This is a genomic window from Pseudomonas sp. IC_126, assembly GCF_004331835.1.
Classification (GTDB): domain Bacteria; phylum Pseudomonadota; class Gammaproteobacteria; order Pseudomonadales; family Pseudomonadaceae; genus Stutzerimonas.
Genome location: NZ_SJSS01000006.1, coordinates 187558 through 205101 on the forward strand (window position 1 = coordinate 187558; position 17544 = coordinate 205101).

18 protein-coding genes are annotated in these 17544 nt (G+C 61.7%); 7 read left to right on the top strand and 11 right to left on the bottom strand.

The features are described from left to right. The first annotated feature begins 218 nt into the window (after positions 1 to 218). From E0D86_RS18130 to E0D86_RS18140, 3 genes are all read left to right on the top strand, one after another. Positions 219 to 440 (top strand): hypothetical protein, encoded by a 222-nt coding sequence (locus E0D86_RS18130; RefSeq protein WP_131651437.1) that lies wholly within the window; start codon positions 219 to 221, stop codon positions 438 to 440. 200 nt (positions 441 to 640) lie between these two features. Next, positions 641 to 1099, top strand: a complete 459-nt coding sequence (locus E0D86_RS18135) for a FecR domain-containing protein (RefSeq protein WP_165914259.1) — start codon at positions 641 to 643, stop codon at positions 1097 to 1099. A gap of 2 nt (positions 1100 to 1101) precedes the next feature. Next, complete coding sequence (locus E0D86_RS18140) at positions 1102 to 1689, top strand: OmpA family protein (RefSeq protein ID WP_131651502.1); 588 nt, start codon at positions 1102 to 1104, stop codon at positions 1687 to 1689. Positions 1690 to 1695: 6 nt separating this feature from the next. On the opposite strand, the gene E0D86_RS18145 is transcribed toward E0D86_RS18140, so the two are convergent. From E0D86_RS18145 to E0D86_RS18170, 6 genes are all read right to left on the bottom strand, one after another. Beyond that, positions 1696 to 3801 carry a CHASE2 domain-containing protein gene (locus tag E0D86_RS18145; RefSeq protein WP_131651438.1) on the bottom strand — a complete coding sequence of 702 codons (2106 nt, stop codon included), beginning with the start codon at positions 3799 to 3801 and terminating at the stop codon, positions 1696 to 1698. A gap of 35 nt (positions 3802 to 3836) precedes the next feature. Beyond that, positions 3837 to 4217 carry a RidA family protein gene (locus E0D86_RS18150; protein ID WP_131651439.1) on the bottom strand — a complete coding sequence of 127 codons (381 nt, stop codon included), beginning with the start codon at positions 4215 to 4217 and terminating at the stop codon, positions 3837 to 3839. Positions 4218 to 4318: 101 nt separating this feature from the next. Further along, complete coding sequence (spoT, locus tag E0D86_RS18155) at positions 4319 to 6427, bottom strand: bifunctional GTP diphosphokinase/guanosine-3',5'-bis pyrophosphate 3'-pyrophosphohydrolase (RefSeq protein WP_131651440.1); 2109 nt, start codon at positions 6425 to 6427, stop codon at positions 4319 to 4321. A gap of 63 nt (positions 6428 to 6490) precedes the next feature. Next, positions 6491 to 6754, bottom strand: a complete 264-nt coding sequence (gene rpoZ, locus E0D86_RS18160; protein WP_131651441.1) for a DNA-directed RNA polymerase subunit omega — start codon at positions 6752 to 6754, stop codon at positions 6491 to 6493. A gap of 111 nt (positions 6755 to 6865) precedes the next feature. Then, the gene (gmk, locus tag E0D86_RS18165; protein ID WP_131651442.1) at positions 6866 to 7486 is read right to left on the bottom strand and encodes a guanylate kinase; all 621 of its coding nucleotides are present in this window, start codon (positions 7484 to 7486) and stop codon (positions 6866 to 6868) included. A gap of 79 nt (positions 7487 to 7565) precedes the next feature. Next, the gene (locus tag E0D86_RS18170; protein WP_131651443.1) at positions 7566 to 8429 is read right to left on the bottom strand and encodes a YicC/YloC family endoribonuclease; all 864 of its coding nucleotides are present in this window, start codon (positions 8427 to 8429) and stop codon (positions 7566 to 7568) included. Positions 8430 to 8650: 221 nt separating this feature from the next. On the opposite strand from E0D86_RS18170, the gene rph reads away from it, so the two are divergent. Then, positions 8651 to 9373 (top strand): ribonuclease PH, encoded by a 723-nt coding sequence (gene rph / locus E0D86_RS18175; protein WP_131651444.1) that lies wholly within the window; start codon positions 8651 to 8653, stop codon positions 9371 to 9373. Between the two features lie 16 nt (positions 9374 to 9389). Beyond that, on the top strand, positions 9390 to 9758 hold the full coding sequence (locus E0D86_RS18180; protein ID WP_131651445.1) for a DUF4870 domain-containing protein: 369 nt from the start codon (positions 9390 to 9392) through the stop codon (positions 9756 to 9758). Positions 9759 to 9842: 84 nt separating this feature from the next. Here E0D86_RS18180 and E0D86_RS18185 read toward each other — a convergent pair whose 3' ends face one another. Continuing rightward, positions 9843 to 10622, bottom strand: coding sequence for an exodeoxyribonuclease III (locus E0D86_RS18185; RefSeq protein WP_045160384.1), 780 nt, complete (start codon positions 10620 to 10622; stop codon positions 9843 to 9845). Between the two features lie 83 nt (positions 10623 to 10705). Between E0D86_RS18185 and pyrE the strand changes: the two genes are divergently transcribed. Beyond that, a complete protein-coding gene (pyrE, locus tag E0D86_RS18190) occupies positions 10706 to 11347 on the top strand; it encodes an orotate phosphoribosyltransferase (RefSeq protein WP_131651446.1) in 642 nt (213 codons plus the stop codon). 337 nt (positions 11348 to 11684) lie between these two features. Next, on the top strand, positions 11685 to 12248 hold the full coding sequence (locus E0D86_RS18195; protein WP_131651447.1) for a DUF4124 domain-containing protein: 564 nt from the start codon (positions 11685 to 11687) through the stop codon (positions 12246 to 12248). A 60-nt stretch (positions 12249 to 12308) separates the two neighbouring features. Here E0D86_RS18195 and argB read toward each other — a convergent pair whose 3' ends face one another. The 4 genes from argB to coaBC form a co-directional block, all read right to left on the bottom strand. Beyond that, positions 12309 to 13208, bottom strand: coding sequence for an acetylglutamate kinase (argB, locus tag E0D86_RS18200; RefSeq protein WP_131651448.1), 900 nt, complete (start codon positions 13206 to 13208; stop codon positions 12309 to 12311). A gap of 15 nt (positions 13209 to 13223) precedes the next feature. Further along, on the bottom strand, positions 13224 to 14615 hold the full coding sequence (gene algC, locus E0D86_RS21500; protein ID WP_218568033.1) for a phosphomannomutase/phosphoglucomutase: 1392 nt from the start codon (positions 14613 to 14615) through the stop codon (positions 13224 to 13226). A gap of 1227 nt (positions 14616 to 15842) precedes the next feature. After that, positions 15843 to 16298 (bottom strand): dUTP diphosphatase, encoded by a 456-nt coding sequence (gene dut / locus E0D86_RS18210; RefSeq protein ID WP_131651450.1) that lies wholly within the window; start codon positions 16296 to 16298, stop codon positions 15843 to 15845. Positions 16299 to 16304: 6 nt separating this feature from the next. Then, the gene (coaBC, locus tag E0D86_RS18215) at positions 16305 to 17513 is read right to left on the bottom strand and encodes a bifunctional phosphopantothenoylcysteine decarboxylase/phosphopantothenate--cysteine ligase CoaBC (RefSeq protein ID WP_131651451.1); all 1209 of its coding nucleotides are present in this window, start codon (positions 17511 to 17513) and stop codon (positions 16305 to 16307) included. Between the last annotated feature and the right edge of the window lie 31 nt (positions 17514 to 17544).

The following is a 17544-nucleotide window of genomic DNA, read 5'->3' on the forward strand; positions in this document are numbered from 1 at the left end:
GGCAGTGCTTAGAACAAGTGGAGCAAGTCGCGGACGGCGCTGACTCAATCGGCCGCCTGAAGGTAGGGCGCATGGTGAAAAACAGGCGTGGGTGGGTTTTCAGCCCTCAAGACAAGCCGTTCCGATGAGCGGCCTGCTAGACGTCGGCTGCGCCGCGCAATTGGGCGTGATCCGTAGTAAATAGGCTGGCTTTTCGTACCCAGAGCAGTACCCGCACCATGTCCACCCTGACCGAACTGGCGCAGCAGATCGCTGCCCTCTATCCCTTGCAAGACAAGACCGTCGGCAAGCGCTACCGCATCGTCAACCAGCTCGCCGGCATGACCGAGCTGGAAGAGATCAACGGCGCGCCGCGCTATGTCGATACCCATCAGCTCGCCGATCGGAATCTGTGGGATGGCGGCCCTGGGCGGTCGATCGAACGTTTCGCCTCGGCTTAGTCGATTCGCCCCGCTCAACCGTGAGGCTTCTGCTGGCCGTTGCGCTTGTAATTGCCAACCGCCATCCGGCATTCTCCGACGCTGGCCTGACGCTTACGTCGGCGTGATCGTGGTGCTGCGTAAGGGGCCGCGGACGAAGGCCTGACAATCGGCGATCCGCTAGGGAGACTGAAATGATGATGTGCGATAGCAGCCGCGCCATGACAAGCCGCATCCGGCCTTTGCTGATCGTAGGCCTGCTGGCGCTGTCTCCTCTGGCGCAGGCGCAGGCGCAGGCACTGGTCGAGCCGGTCGGCTACATCATGAAGGTGAAGGGCGAGGCGACCGTTACCAGTCGCGACCAGACCATCGATGCGGCAGTCGGCCAGGCGGTGATCCTCGGCGCGGTGTTGCGCACCGGTGCCGACGGCGCGATGGGCGTGACGCTCAGCGACAACACGGTCATGTCCTTCGGTCCCAACAGCGAATTCACGCTGGATGAGTATGCCTTCGAGCCCAGCCGCGAAGAGCTGCGCCTGAGCGGGCATATCAGCCGCGGCACCTTGAACTTCATTTCCGGGGTCATCGCCAAGCTCAAGCCCGAGGCGGTCGAACTGAAAACCCCAACCGGTACCATCGGCGTGCGCGGTACGCATTTTCTGGTGAAGGTCGCTCAGTGAAGATGCTGCGATATATCTTCGCGCTGCTGTGTCTCGCATTGCTCTCGGGCTGCATGACCGGAAATTACGTGGTGCTGCTGGAAAGCCCTGACGGCACCACTGGCGCTGTGGTGATCGATGATACCAAAGGCCAGACACGGCTGGATCAGGCGCATCAAGGCGTCACCATCGGCGGCGCCTCGGCCGCCAGACCGTTTAACGTCGGTCAGCTGCGGATCGCACACGATTTCTCGGCGGCGTTGGCGGCTCAACCGGCACTGCCGCAGCGCTTCCAGCTTTATTTCAAGATCGGTAGCGCGGAGCTGATCGAGGAATCGGAGCGAGCCGTCGAGCAGGTTTTCGAGGCGATCCGCCTGCGTGGTCCGTCAGCCGTCTCGGTCATTGGCCACACCGATACCCTCAGCGGCCCGTACTGGAACGAGCAGCTGGGCTTAATTCGGGCTCAGGCGGTTGCGGACATGCTGCGCAGCCGAGCCATTGAAGTGATCGATCTACGTGTTTCCTCACATGGCGAGCGCAACCTGCTGATCGATACGCCTGATGGGGTGTCCGAGCCTCGCAATCGCCGGGTCGAAATCAGCGTTCGCTGAAGCGCCTCACTTCTCCGTCAACGTAATGCACTCGCCGCGCTGGCCGGCCCGCAAACGCTGCAGCTGATAACGCACCAGCAGGTCATCCGGTCGCTCGGCAGACAGCTGTTCGAAGGCATCGGCAGCATGTTCGTGCTTACCGGCCAATAACCTGTATGCCGCATCGTAGTCGTGATCGACGGCTGTTTCGCAGGGCTCGTAAAGGCGGATCGGCTGCGTCTTGCCCTTGAGCAGTACATCGCCGATGGCGCGCATCGGCACGTCCGGATTGGCGAGACGGATGGCCTCCGAAACACATAGATCGGTGCCCAGATATCGATTGAGGCTTTCCAGGCGAGCCGCGACGTTGACCGCATCGCCCAACGCCCGGTAGTCGAACAGGGTGGCACCACCGAAATTGCCGACGACGACTTCGCCGCTGTGTGCACTGATGCGCGTGCGGCCGAGCGGGATGCCGGCGGCATGTTGAACGGCTGCGTGGGCGCGGGTGAAGTTGCGGATTTCCAGTGCGCAGGCCAAGGCACGGGCCTGGTGGTCGGCCTGGGTCAGGGGCGCCGAGAACAGAATGGCCATGCCGTCGCCGACGATGCGCTCGAGCGTGCCCTGGTGGCGGAAGGCAATCTGGATGAGCCCTTCGAGATATTCGTTGAGCATGCCGACCACTCGCTCCGGTGAGTGGCGCTCCATCAGCGTGGTGAAATCGGTGATATCGGTGAAGACGAAGCTGCAATAGCGGCGTTCGCCGCTGAGCTGGAGCTGATCGGGATGACGCACCAGATGCTTGACGAGATTCGGCGAGATATAGCGCGAGAAGGCATTACGTATCCAGCGCTGCTGATATTCGCTGGCGCGGTGCCGCGCAAGGCTGGCGCCGAGATAGACCAGCAGCAGACCGATTGAGGGCGTCAGGGCGTCAAGTAGCAGCCCATGGCGCGAGTAGGCCCACCAGGCCGCGATGTTCAGTAACGCGATCGCTAGCGCCGCTATCCAGGCGGCGGTGAGCGCGCCGCTGGTGAGAATCAGGACGCAGAGCAGCGATCCGGCGAGCAGCAGGACCAGCGCCTCCAGCGGACCAGCCCAGAACGGACGTTGCAGCGGAGAGCCGGTCAATGCCTGTTCGATCGCTTGGGCATGCACCTGAACGCCCGGAAGCATCCCGCCAAGAGGGCTGAAGCGCAGATCCTGCAGACCCTGAGCCGAGCTGCCGATCAGCACGATGCTGCCGTCGAGCGGGGCGGTGGACGTGCCATCCAGAATGCGCCACGCAGGCAGGCTCTGCGCGCTCATGTCGCGGTGATAATGCAGCCAGAGCTCGCCACGGCGGTTGGTCGGGAGCGTTAGCGGGCCTATTGCAACCTGTTCGACCGCTCCATTGCTCGCGGTCTCGATGTGGTACAGCTGTTGGTCGAGATAGATCCGCAGCGCTTCGGCGATGAGTGAGGGGAACAGCTGATCACCGACGCGGATCATCACCGGTACGCGGCGCACGACGCCGTCCGCGTCAGGGTGAAAGGTCATGGCGCCGCTGCCGGCCGCGGCGGTTTCGAGCAGCGGCAATGCGCTGATGGTACCGGCGTAGGTGGTGAAACGCGGTAGGGTGGCATCCGCACGCTGTCGTACACCGAAACGGCTGAGCGGACGGGTCTGCGACGGTGAGTGCGCGGTGGCGAAGCCAAGGACGCTGGGCTGTCGTTCGAGCACCTCGGCGAACAAGTGATCGTGGTCGGGCAGGGCGTTCAGCGTGCCGGCCAAGGCGGGCGGGAGGTCCAGCTGCTTCAGCAGATAGCGTGGCGAGCTGCGGTCGGCCTCGGCGAAGAGCACATCAAAGACCACCACGGCGGCGCCTGACTGCTGCAGGCGCTCCAGCAACTGCGCCAGTAGATCGCGCGGCCAGGGCCATTGGCCGTGGCGCGCAAGGCTGGCTTCATCGATGTCGACCACCCGAACCGGTGTTTGCGCCGGCGCTGGCCGCGGATGCCAGCGCTGGTACTGGTCGAACAAACCGTTGCGCAGGCTCTGCAGCATCAGCGGTTCCGCCAGGTACAGAACGCAGGCGGCGAGCAATCCGGCCAACGCGAGCAGCAAGCGAGGCGTAAGTCGGGGTACTGCCATCAGTCGCGCTCCCTGCGTCCGCTCGGGTCAGGGGTTCAGTCGAGTACCAGAATGGCGTCCATTTCAACCTGCGCGGCTTTCGGCAGCGCGGCGATGCCGATGGCAGCACGAGCCGGGTAGGGTTGCTGGAAGTAGCGGCTCATGATCTCGTTGACCGTGGCGAAGTTGCCCAGGTCGGTGAGGAAGATATTCAGTTTGACGATGTCCTTCAGCGAGCCGCCGGCCGCTTCGGCTACCGCCTTGAGGTTCTCGAATACCTGCACGGTCTGCGCTTCGAAGCCTTCCACCAACTCCATGGTCTTGGGGTCCAATGGAATTTGGCCGGACAGATACACGGTGTTGCCGGCCTTGATCGCCTGGGAGTAGGTGCCGATGGCGGCGGGGGCTTTGTCGGTGTTGATCACGGTGCGGGGCATGGGGGATCCTCGTCGAGAGCTTCAAGCAGGAAGCCTGAAGCGGGAAGTAGAGGCGCGATGCTAGACGAAGCTCAGTGGATGTGGCCACCCTTTCCAGCTGGTTACGCTTTAACCCGCGTAATCCGCATTACACCCTTGATGGTGCGCAGCTTCCGGATGACCCGGGCCAGATGAACCCGGTCATGCACGCTGACTACCAGCTGGACCACGCTGATGCGGCCGTCGCGCTCGTCCATGCCGATCTTCTCGATATTGCCGTCGGCGGCGTTGACGCTGCCTGCGAGCAGGGCGATCAGGCCGCGCTGGTGTTCCAGCTCGACGCGCAGCTCGACATTGAATTCGCCTGTGACGTCCTTGGACCAAGACAGCTGGATGCACTTGTCCGGGTTGTGGCGGACTTCGGCGATGTTGCGGCAGGTATCCAGGTGCACCACCATGCCCTTGCCAGCGGACAGGTGACCGACGATGGGGTCGCCGGGAATCGGCGTGCAGCATTTGGCGTAGTTGAGCACCAGGCCTTCGGTGCCGCGAATGGCCAGCGGCCCTTCGGCGCTCGGTGCCTGCTCGCCGTCACTGGACAGCAGCCGGCGGGCGATGACGTAGGCCATGCGGTTGCCTAGTCCGATATCTTCGAGCAGGTCTTCGATGACCTCCATCTGATACTCGTTGAGCACGGCCCTGATGCGCTCAGGCGAAATGCTTTCCAGACTGGTTTCGAAACCGGTGAGCACCTTGTTCAACAGGCGCTCGCCCAGATTGATCGACTCCGAGCGGCGTTGCAGCTTAAGTGCGTGGCGGATATGCGTGCGCGCCTTGCCGGTGACGACGAAATTCAGCCACGCGGGGTTGGGGCGTGCGCCAGGGGCGGTGACGATCTCGACCGTGCTGCCGCTTTCCAGTGCCTGGGACAGAGGCGCCAGGCGTCGATTGACACGACAAGCGATGCAGGTGTTGCCGACATCGGTATGCACCGCATAGGCGAAATCCACTGCGGTCGAGCCCTTGGGCAACTCCATGATGCTGCCCTTGGGGGTAAAGACGTAGACCTCGTCGGGGAACAGGTCGATCTTGACGCTCTCGATGAATTCCAGCGAATTGCCGGCGCGTTCCTGCAACTCCAGCACGCCCTTGACCCACTGCCGCGCGCGGGCATGGGTGCCTTTCGGGGTTTCGTCCTCGTTGGACTTGTACAGCCAGTGCGCGGCGATGCCGTTGTTGGCCATCTCTTCCATTTCCCGGGTGCGGATCTGGATCTCGATGGGCACGCCATGCATGCCGAACAGCGTGGTATGCAGCGACTGATAGCCGTTGGCCTTGGGGATCGCGATGTAGTCCTTGAAACGGCCGGGCAGCGGCTTGTACAGGCTGTGCACCGCGCCGAGCACGCGATAGCAGGTGTCGACCTTGTCGACCACGATGCGGAAGGCATAGACGTCCATGATTTCATTGAACGCTTTGCGCTTGCCGCGCATCTTCTTGTAGATGCTGAACAGGTGTTTCTCGCGGCCCACCACCTCGCCTTCCAGGCCTTCGCGCGCGAGGCAGTGGATCAGCGATTGTTCTATCTTCTCGACAATCTCGTTGCGGTTGCCGCGCGCTCGGCGGACGGCGGCGCGAATACGCTCGGAGCGCATCGGGTGCATGGCCTTGAAGCCGAGGTCTTCGAACTCCACGCGCATCGAATGCATGCCCAGGCGGTTGGCGATGGGCGCGTAGATTTCCAGCGTTTCCTTGGCGATGCGGCGGCGTTTCTCGCTGGCCAGCACTTCCAGGGTGCGCATGTTGTGCAGGCGGTCGGCGAGCTTGACCAGGATCACGCGGATGTCGCGGGCCATGGCCATGGCCATCTTCTGGAAGTTCTCGGCCTGGGCCTCGGCCTTGGTCTCGAAGTTCATCTGGGTCAGCTTGCTGACCCCGTCGACCAGTTCGGCCACGGTCTCGCCGAACTGCGCGGTGAGCGCTTCCTTGGCGATGCCGGTGTCCTCGATGACGTCGTGCAGCATCGCGGCCATTAGGCTCTGATGGTCCATGTGCATGTCAGCGAGGATGTTGGCTACCGCGAGGGGATGAGTGACGTAGGCTTCACCGCTGCGCCGACGCTGGCCGTCGTGGGCCTGCTCGGCGTAGAAGTAAGCGCGGCGGACCAGATTGACCTGGTCTGCGCCGAGGTAGGTCGACAGGCGATCGGCAAGAGCGTCTATGGCTAGCAAGGGATTGCTCCTCGCCGGCAGGGCGGCTCCGTATTGGCGGCTCGACTTCGACCTGGCATTTAATCAGATGGCCTCGTTGGGCTCTTCCTCGTACTGCACGAACAACGGCTCGTCGTCGACGATGTCGTCTTGGGCGATGACGTCGTAATCCACCAGGCCGGAGGCGATTTCACGCAGCGCAACCACGGTTGGCTTGTCATTTTCCCAGGCCACTTTAGGCTCCTTGCCGCCGGTTGCCAGCTGGCGCGAGCGTTTGGTAGCGAGCATGACCAGCTCGAAGCGGTTATCTACGTTGTCCAGGCAGTCTTCAACGGTAACGCGGGCCATGGTGTTCCTCATCAAATTCGTAAAGCGTGCCCGAGTGGGCGAGCGGACGGGATAGTCTAAAAAATCACCAGCTGTTAGGGAAGCGGTAAAAGCGAAAAGCAGCTTTCAGCCCTAAGCCAGCAACTGCTTGAGCAAACCCTCGAAGCGCTTTTGTTGCGCGCTTTGCAGCAACTGGTTGGCGCGGAAGATCGCCTGTAAATCGATCAATGCATGAGCGAAGTCATCATTGATTACGAGGTAATCGTATTCAACGTAGTGAGCCATCTCGCTGACGGCCTCGCGCATGCGCTTGTCGATCACCTCGTCACTGTCCTGGCCGCGGTTGGTCAGGCGCTGGCGGAGCGCTTCCTGAGTAGGGGGCAGGATGAAGATCGATTTGGCCTGTGGCATCAGCCGGCGGACCTGCTGGGCACCTTGCCAGTCGATCTCTAGAATCAGGTCGTAACCCTCGTCGAGGGTCTGTTCGACCCAACGCTGGGAGGTGCCGTAGAGGTTGCCGAAGACTTCCGCGTGCTCGAGGAACTCATCGTGCTGCAGCCGTTCGAGAAACTCTTCTCGGCTGACGAAGTGGTAGTTGACGCCATCCACCTCGCCCGGACGCATGGGGCGAGTGGTGTGCGAAACCGAGACTCGAACCTGTGGTTGCGCGTCGAGCAGCGCTTTGACCAGGCTGGTCTTGCCGGCCCCGGAAGGCGCGGAAACGATGTAGAGCGTACCGGTTGAGGCTGACATGAATTTCTCTGGGACGGTTGCCTGATGAAGCCCGGCGGAACGGATATGCGACGGTCGCATCCTGCGCCAGGCGTGGTTGCTATTCGATATTCTGAACCTGCTCGCGCATCTGTTCGATGAGCACCTTGAGGTTGACCGCTGCCTGGGTGCTGCGCGTGTCGAACGCCTTGGAGCCGAGCGTATTGGCTTCGCGGTTGAGTTCCTGCATCAGGAAGTCCAGGCGCCGACCAGCGGCGCCGCCGGCTTTCAGCACTCGCCGCACTTCGCTGACATGGGTGCCGAGACGATCCAGTTCCTCGGCCACGTCGCTTTTTTGCGCAAGCAGCACCATTTCCTGCTCGATGCGTTGAGGGTCTAGTTCGGTACGCATTTCGGCGCAGCGGTCGAGGATTTTTTGCCGCTGCGCGGCAAGCATCTGCGGGACCTGGGAGCGCAGCGTGGCGGTTTCCTCGGTGATGGCGTCGAGGCGCTCGTTGATCAGGCGGGCAAGCTCTTCGCCCTCGCGCTGGCGGCCATTCTTCAGCTCCGTCAGGGTGGCGTTAAAGAGCTTCAGAGCCGCGTTGTTCAGCACCTGAGGGTCGGCTGAATCACCGACCAGCACGCCCGGCCAGGACAGCACTTCCAAAGGATTGATCGGTGCCGGCTGTTTGATCAGTGCTGCAACGCTTTCCGCTGCGGCGATCAGCTGGCTGGCGCGATGGCTGTCCACCTGCATCGAGCGGTTCGTAGCGTCCTCGGCAAAGCGCAGCGTGCATTCGACTTTGCCGCGTGAGAGTCCCTTGCGCAGTGCCTCACGGACAGAGCCCTCCAAATCACGAAAGGTGTCGGGCAGGCGCAGGTGCGGCTCTAAATAGCGATGGTTTACCGAGCGGATCTCCCAGATGAGGGTGCCGTGAGCGCCGGCCTCCTCGGCACGTGCGAAGGCGGTCATGCTGTGAATCATTGCGGTAGCCCTCGGTACGATGCGAAAGGCGGAGGATTGTAAATCAAAACGGCGCGAAGACGCATGAGGCGCGATATGGGCCAGCGCGACGACCCCGCGTGGCGCTGGTTGTTGGTCAGTCAACTCCAGCGCTTTGGCCGATCAGCCGACTGGCCGCGTAACTCCGCATCAAAGGCGCCTATAATGCCGGGCAACCGAATCCATGAAGTAGGAATTGTCCCATGAAGCGTCCCAGTGGCCGCGCCGCCGACCAGCTGCGTTCGATCCGCATCACCCGCAACTACACCAAGCATGCCGAGGGATCGGTATTGGTGGAGTTTGGTGATACCAAGGTGATCTGCACCGCCAGCATCGAGAACGGCGTACCGCGCTTCCTCAAGGGCCAGGGGCAGGGCTGGCTGACTGCCGAATACGGCATGTTGCCGCGAGCCACTGGCGAGCGTAATCAGCGCGAGGCGAGTCGGGGCAAGCAGGGCGGACGCACCTTGGAAATTCAGCGGCTCATTGGCCGCTCGCTGCGGGCCTCGCTGGACATGAGCAAGCTGGGCGAGAACACCATCTACATCGATTGCGATGTGATTCAGGCTGACGGCGGCACTCGTACAGCTTCGATCACCGGTGCAATGGTTGCGCTGGTCGATGCCCTGAAGCTGCTGAAAAAGCGCGGCGGGTTGAAAGGTGGTGATCCGCTCAAGCAAATGGTCGCTGCGGTTTCGGTCGGCATCTACCAGGGCGAGCCGGTGCTAGACCTCGATTACCTGGAGGACTCGGCGGCCGAAACCGACCTGAACGTCGTGATGACCAGTGCCGGTGGCTTCATCGAGGTGCAGGGGACGGCCGAAGGTGCACCATTCCAGCCGGCGGAGCTCAACGCCATGCTGGCGCTGGCGCAAGACGGTATGAAAGAGCTATTTGCATTGCAGTCAGCGGCACTCGCCGACTGAGTAGAAGGAGAACGCCATGTCTGATCAAGAGCTGATTCCACAGCCCTCGCCGAAAGCACGGCAATGGGCAATGTTCTGTCATTACTCGGCGTTCTTCTGGTTTCTGGTACCGATGATCGGCAACGTGCTGGGCCCGCTGATCGTTTGGCAACTGAAAAAAGACCTGGACCCCTTCGTCGACGAGCAGGGTAAGGAAGCCCTGAACTTCCAGATCACGTTCAGCATTCTGCTGATGATCTGCGGAGTGCTCGCCTGGATTCTGATCGGCTTCCCACTGATGGCGCTGATCAGCGCGGTGGCGTTGGTGCTGGTGGTGATTGCCGGCATTCGCGCCAACGAGGGCAAGCCTTATCGCTACCCGTTTTGCTGGCGGTTCGTCAGGTAGCGGCAGGCTTCAAGCTTGAGCTTAATAGATACGGGAAGTTGAGAGGCGTCTCGGCGTCAGCTTCCATGCTGACTCGCTTGCAGCTTAGAGGCTCAGCGTCCAGTCGTAGTCCACTACCAGCGGGGCGTGCTGGGAGAAGCGTGGCTGACGGGGCAGGCGGGCGTTGCGCACGAAGCGGCGCATGCCCGAGGTCAGTATCTGGTAATCGAAGCGCCAGCCCAGGTTGAGCATTTGCGCTTGCTCGGTATCCGGCCACCAGCTGTACAGGTCGCCTTCTCGGCTGGCTTCACGCAGCGCATCGACATAGCCCATGTTGCCGAATATCTCGTCGAGCCAGGCACGTTCCGGCGCGAGGAAGCCGGTGGCCTGCTGACAATCGCGCCAGTTCTTCACATCCAGCTTCTGATGGGCGACATACAGCGAGCCACAATAGATGTATTCGCGACGCTTGCGACGTTGTTTGTCCAGATAATGGGCGAAGTCGTCCATGAACTTGAATTTCTGGTTCAGGTCTTCGTCACCGCCGCGGCCAGTTGGTAGCAATAGACTTGCAATGCTGACCTTATCGAAGTCGGCCTGTAGATAACGGCCATAGCGGTCAGCGGTTTCGAAGCCGAGTCCCATGATCACGGCCTTCGGCTGCAGTCGGGAATACAGCGCGACGCCGCCCTGTTCTGGAATTTCCGCGTCGACGGTATAGAGAAAGTAACCGTCGAGCTGGTAAGCCGGATCGTCAAGTTCTACTACGGAGGCGCGGGTATCCTGCAGGCAGATGACATCGGCATTCTGCGCTTGCAGCCAGCTGAGAAGTCCCCGCTGTGCCGCCGCTTGAATGCCATTCACGTTGACGCTGATAATCCGCATAAATGGCCCCTAAAAACACGTGCGTGTATGATAACCCAAGCTCTTTGCATTAGCTAAACCAGTGTCTTCCGGGAATATTCTTCATGCAGGCGTACCAGCGCGACTTCATTCGCTTCGCCATCGAACGCGGCGTTCTGCGCTTCGGTGAATTCACTCTGAAATCCGGGCGCACCAGTCCTTATTTCTTCAACGCCGGCTTGTTCAATACCGGATCGGCGCTGGCTCAATTGGGTCGTTTCTACGCGGCTGCGGTCGTCGAAAGCGGCATCGATTTCGACGTCATCTTCGGCCCGGCCTACAAGGGCATCCCGCTGGCGGCAGCGACGGCTATTTCGCTGGCCGAGCATCACCAACGCGACCTGCCCTGGTGCTTCAACCGCAAGGAAGCCAAGGATCACGGCGAAGGCGGCACCCTGGTGGGATCGCCGCTTAACGGCCGGGTACTGATCGTCGATGATGTGATTACTGCCGGAACGGCCATTCGCGAAGTCATGCAAATCATCCGTGCGCAAGGCGCACAGGCCGCTGGCGTGCTGATCGCGCTCAACCGGCAGGAGCGTGGGCAGGGTGAGTTATCGGCCATTCAGGAAGTGGAGCGCGATTACGATATGCCGGTGGTGAGCATCGTTTCCCTCGCTCAGGTGCTGGACTTCCTGGCTCAGGATGAACAACTCAAGCGGCATTTGCCGGCCGTAGAGGCTTACCGGGATCAGTACGGGATTTGAGTGCGGCTTGTTCGACAATCAGCCAGTTGATCGTCGCGTAGTCCGTTGTTGGACGTGAGGCCTGAGCTGGATGTTCTGTTTTATGTCAGCAACTGACGAATAACGATCGTTTTGTGTCGCGCTTCAAAAGAAATTTCGCTTAGCGCCGTTGATATGGCACCGCGGGGTCGCTGCGGTGCTGTTTCTGTACGCCTGGATCATTGTTGGTGTGCTTATTGCTGTTCAGTCTGGCCGGTTTGTATAAGCTGCGTTGTCCAAATATAAATGGGCGTTTCGAGTGGCTGCGCCGAGCGCGTCAATAAGAAGAGGCGAATGTATGCAGATAGGGTGCAGGTTGATGTTGCTGTTGGGCTTGCTGGGCGCTGCCGCTGCTCAGGCCGACCTGTATCGCTATGTCGACGACAAAGGCGTGGTGGTGCTCGATCGCCATGGCGTCCCGCCCCAGCATATCGGCAAGGGATATGAGGTCCTCAACGATCAGGGGCGCGTGACTCGGGTGGTGCCACCTGCGCCAACCCCCGAAGAGCGCCAGCGCCTGCTCGAGGCGCAGGCTCGTGCCAGCTCGGATGCTCAACTGCTGCGCCTGTACGCCAGTGTCAGGGATGTCGAGCGAGCACAGGTGCGAAAATTTTCGGAGCTCGACAGCGTCATCGGCATCACGCGCAGCAATCTGCAGTCGCTGCGCACCCAGCAGGCCAACCTGCAAAGTCAGGCGGCAGGACATGAGCGTGCCGGTCGTGAGGTGCCTAAGCCGCTGCTGAAGCAGATCGACAACCTCAGCAGGGAACAGGCTAGCTTGCGTCGTGATATCGAGCGTTATCAGCGGGCCCGCAAGCACGCGGAAGCCCGCTTCGCTCAGGAGCGCCAACGAGTCGCCGAGTTGCTCGGTCAATCCGAATAGCGATGCATAAAAAACCCAGCATTTTCATGAAACGCTGGGTTTTTTGTTGGCGGTCCGGTGTTACTTGCGGTTGGTGATTAGAGTGCCGACACCGATATCGGTGAAGATCTCCAGCAGCACCGCATTGGGTACGCGACCGTCAATAATGTGCGCGCTCTGGACACCATCCTGGACGGCGTCCAGTGCACAGCGGATTTTCGGCAGCATGCCGCCATAAATGGTGCCGTCGGCGATCAGTTCGTCGACCTGCGTAGTGGTCAGTCCAGTGAGGACCTTGCCCTGCTTGTCCATCAGGCCGGCGATATTGGTCAGTAGCATCAACTTCTCGGCTTTGAGCGCTTCGGCGACCTTGCCCGCGACCAGATCGGCGTTGATGTTGTACGACTCACCGTCGGGACCGACGCCGATCGGTGCGATGACTGGAATGAAGTCGCCTCGCACCAGCATGTCCAGCACCCCGACATTGACCCCGGTGACTTCGCCAACCTGGCCGATGTCGATGATTTCCGGCTGGCTCATGCCGGGAGTCTGCCGGGTCGCCTTGAGCTTCTCCGCGCTGATCAGGCGTGCATCCTTACCGGTCAGGCCGATGGCGCTGCCGCCATGCTGGTTGATCAGCGTGACGATGCTTTTGTTGACCAGGCCGCCAAGCACCATCTCCACCACATCCATGGTCTGGCTGTCGGTGACCCGCATACCGTCGATGAACTGGCTTTCGATATTCAGACGCTTGAGCAGATCGCCGATCTGCGGGCCGCCGCCGTGGACCACCACCGGGTTGATGCCCACAGCTTTCATCAGCACGATGTCGCGGGCGAAGCCGGTTTTCAGCTCCTCGCTTTCCATCGCGTTGCCGCCGTACTTGATCACCAGCGTCTTGCCGACGAACCGGCGGATGTAGGGCAGCGCTTCGGACAGGACCTGGGCGAATTGGGTGGCAGCTTCACGGCTGAGGGTCATGCAGGGCTCCGCAAATCAGAACGGCAGGGTGAGATCAGGCGCGACAGTATAAAGCTGTGCACGGAAGACTTCCTGTATGCGCTTGAGTTCTTCCTCTGTTTCGGCCTCGAAACGCAGCACCAGCACCGGAGTGGTGTTGGATGCGCGCACCAGACCCCAGCCTTTCGGATAATCGACGCGCACGCCATCGAGCGTGGTGATGTTGGCCTCGCCCCAATGGGCATCGCGATGCAGCGCTTCGATGATGGTGAACTTGCTTTCCTCGGTGACCTTGATGTTGATCTCTGGGGTGGAAATGTCATTGGGGAAGGCGGCAAAGACCTGCTCGGCGGTGCGCTTATCCTGGCTGAGAATTTCCAGCAGACGCACGGCGCTGTAGATGCCGTCGTCGAAGCCGTACCAGCGCTCCTTGAAGAACACATGGCCGCTCATCTCGCCGGCCAGTAGCGCACCGGTTTCCTTCATCTTTTTCTTGATCAGCGAGTGGCCGGTCTTCCACATCACCGGGCGACCGCCGTAGCCGCTGATCAGTGGCGTCAGGCGACGCGTGCATTTGACGTCGAAGATGATGTCAGCCCCGGGATTGCGCGAGACCACATCCTTGGCGAACAGCATCAGCAGGCGGTCGGGGTACACCACGGTGCCTGCATTGGTCACCACGCCGACGCGGTCGCCGTCGCCATCGAAGGCCAGGCCCAGGTCGGCGTTTTCGGACTTGACCTTGGCGATCAGGTCTTCGAGATTTTCCAGCTTGCCCGGGTCCGGATGATGGTTGGGGAAGTTGCCATCTACGTCACAGAACAGCGGGATCACCTTGCAGCCCAGTGCCTCGATCAGCTGCGGCGCGATCACGCCGGCGACGCCGTTGCCGCAGTCGACCACCACTCTGAGTGGCTTGGCCAACGCGATGTCGTCGCGGACGCGCTTGAAATAGCTTTCCAGCACGTCGACCTGCTCAACCTGGCCGACGCCTTCTGCGAGATTGCCAGTCTCAATGCGCTGGCGCAGCGCCTGGATCTGCTCATTAGCCAGGGTGTCGCCAGCGATGACGATCTTGAAACCGTTGTAATCCGGCGGGTTGTGACTGCCGGTCAGCATCACTCCGGATTTGCCTGCAAGCACGTTGGCTGCGTAGTAGAGCACCGGAGTCGGCACCATGCCGACGTCGCTGACGCTGCAGCCACTGTCCACCAGGCCCTGAATCAGGTGCTGGACCAGCTCTGGGCCGGACAGGCGGCCATCGCGGCCGACCGATACATTGGGTTCGCCCTGAGCCAGGCTCTCGGAGCCAACCGCGCGACCGACCCAATAGGCGGTTTCGTTGGTCAGGGTGTCGCCGACTACGCCACGGATGTCGTAGGCGCGGAAGATGCTGGTGGGCAGTTGCGGGGCTTTCGGGGCGCTCATTGCGGTTTCTCGCTCCTTGGTGTCGAGGCCAAGCCAGTCCTGGTCCTCGTCGAGAATGTCTATGTCGAGAATATCGGTGTCTTGGAACAACGGATCGACGTGCTCGTTGGATGGGGCTTGCCGGGCCGCCGGCTGTGGTACCGCCGTGGCTTTGGTCGGCGCCGTACCGGCGGTTCGCAGCGGCAGACGGGCCAAACTTTTGGCTAGCGCGTCGAGCACCGGCAGGCTCAAAGTCGGTGTTTTGATGGCCTTGCCAGTCGAGAGTTCCTGGATCACCTGTCCCAAGTGCATGACATCTTCGCGAAGCCGCCGCTGCTGGGTACTCAGTACCAGCTGCAAGCCCAGTAGGAGGCCGCACAGTGACGTCAGCGCGGCGGCGAGCAACAAGAGAGGAGATGCCGACGCGGTGCTGGACTCGGCGCCGGGCAGGAAGCTGAGCTTCCAGTTGGGATTGGCGGAGGGCAGGGCAATCGCGTCGCTTTCCACGCCGTTACCGCCGCGTTGTGCGAGCAGCTGCGCTGGTGCATTGCTGAATTGCTGGACTAGGCGGAACTGTCCGGCTTCGCCAGGCAGTTTCGGCAGGGTCGACAGGGTGCGTTCCAGAGTGGTTACCAGCAACAAGGTGCCCACCACGGGCTGCTGCGGGTCCGGGCGCAACGCCACGGCGCTGTACAGCAGCCAGCGATTGCCGACCTTGAACGCCTCGGGCATCGGCGGCTGGCCATTCTCGGCGCGTTGCAACAAGTCCAGGGCGGCGAAATTCAGCGGGCCAGGTCGATTGGGATTTTGCCGAGCCTGGCCACGTAGACTGAGGTGCGCATCGACCACCCCGTCGCGGTAGCTCAATTCACGCTCGACGGCGCGCAGCTGGTCGGGCTGTTCGCTGCGCAGGGCGTCGAGCAGTTGGGGATCGCTGGCGGTTGAGCGAGCATCATCGGCCAATTGGCGAAGGGCTTGCTCCACTGCCGAGGCTTGGCTCTGGCCCCAGGCCTGGGCCAGTTCGGATGCGTGCTCTCGCTGATTGGACTGATGGGCGACCCAGAGCAGCGCGCCGGCCGCCGCAAGCCCCAGCAAACCCGGCAGCAGACCGGGCATGAGCATCTTCAGTCCAGCGTTACGGCGCGGCTGAGCGGGTACGGTGTCGGCCGGGTTGAGTATGCCGGTGTCCTTGGCTGTGCGCTTGAAGCGTTTCATGGAGCTCCTCTGATGGTCCTGAAAACGGCTGGCTCAATGGCTGCCAGAGTGCCCGAAGCCGCCGGTGCCGCGGTCACTGTCGCCGAATTCCTTCACCAGTTCGAACTGCGCCTGGATGACCGGCACCAGCATTAATTGCGCGATGCGCTCGCCAACCGCGATGCTGAAAGAAGTCTGTCCGCGGTTCCAGCAGGAGACCATCAATTCGCCCTGGTAGTCGGAATCGATCAGCCCGACCAAATTGCCGAGCACGATGCCGTGCTTGTGGCCAAGCCCCGAGCGCGGCAGCACCAGCGCCGCCAGATTCGGATCGGCGATATGAATCGACAAGCCGGTAGGAATCAGCAGGGTCTGACCTGGCTCGAGTGTGGTGTCCACTTGCAGCATGGCACGCAGATCAAGCCCGGCGGAGCCGCTGGTGGCGTATTCGGGGAGGGGAAAGTCCCGGCCGAGGCGGGGGTCGAGAATCTTTGCTTGGAGCTTGTGCATGGTCGGTCAGGCCTTGTGGAAACGGTCGGCGATGAAGGCGATCAGCTGGCGGGCGATAAGCCCTTTGCTGGCCTGGCTGAAACGGGTTTCGTGCTGCTGGCGATCGATGACCGTGACGGCGTTTTCTTCACTGTTGAAGCCGATGCTAGGGTTGGCCACATCGTTGGCGACGATCAGATCGAGATTCTTGTCGCGCAGCTTGCGCGTGGCGTATTCCAGCAGATTCTCTGTTTCGGCGGCGAAGCCGACGCTGAAGGGGCGATCTTGGCGACCGGCCAGCGTGGCGAGGATATCCGGGTTGCGCACCATCTGCAGAAGCAGGCCGTCACCTTTAGTGGGATCCTTCTTCAATTTGTGCGGCGCGACTACTTCTGGACGGTAGTCCGCAACGGCTGCGGCGGCGATGAACAGATCGCAAGGCATCGCCGCTTCGCAGGCGGCGAGCATGTCGCGGGCGCTGACCACGTCGATGCGCTGCACGCGGTCGGGTGTCGGCAGGAAGACTGGGCCGGCGACCAGCGTCACGCGCGCGCCCGCTTCGGCGGCCGCTTCAGCCAGGGCGAAGCCCATCTTGCCGGAGCTGTGATTGGTGATGTAACGCACCGGATCGATGTTTTCCTGGGTCGGGCCGGCGGTGATCAACAGATGTAGCCCGGTCAGCAGACTGCGCTCGAAACAATCGGCGGCGGCTTGGGCCAGATCGTCGGGCTCCATCATCCGACCCATTCCGACGTCGCCACAGGCCTGGCTGCCCGCTGCGGGGCCGAACATGCGAATGCCTCGTTGCTGCAGCAGAACGTGATTCGCCTGGGTCGCGGGATCGGCCCACATCGCCTGGTTCATCGCTGGCGCCAGCGCGACCGGCGCGTGGGTGGCCAGTACAAGGGTGGTCAGCAGGTCGTTGGCAACGCCTTGGGCCAGGCGCGCCATGAGGTCAGCGGTAGCCGGCGCGACCAAAATCAAGTCCGCCCAGCGCGCCAGTTCGATATGACCCATACCAGCCTCGGCGGCCGGATCGAGCAGATCCAGATGAACAGGATGGCCGGATAGGGCCTGAAGGGTCAGTGGCGTGATGAACTCGCGACCGCCGCTGGTCATGACTACACGGACTTCGGCGCCCTGGTCGCGGAGCCGGCGAACCAGCTCGGCACTCTTGTAAGCGGCAATGCCGCCGCCGACGCCCAGGACGATGCGTTTACGATAAAGCCGCTGCATAGGCCTGCCTTGTTACGGGTGAGAACTGGTT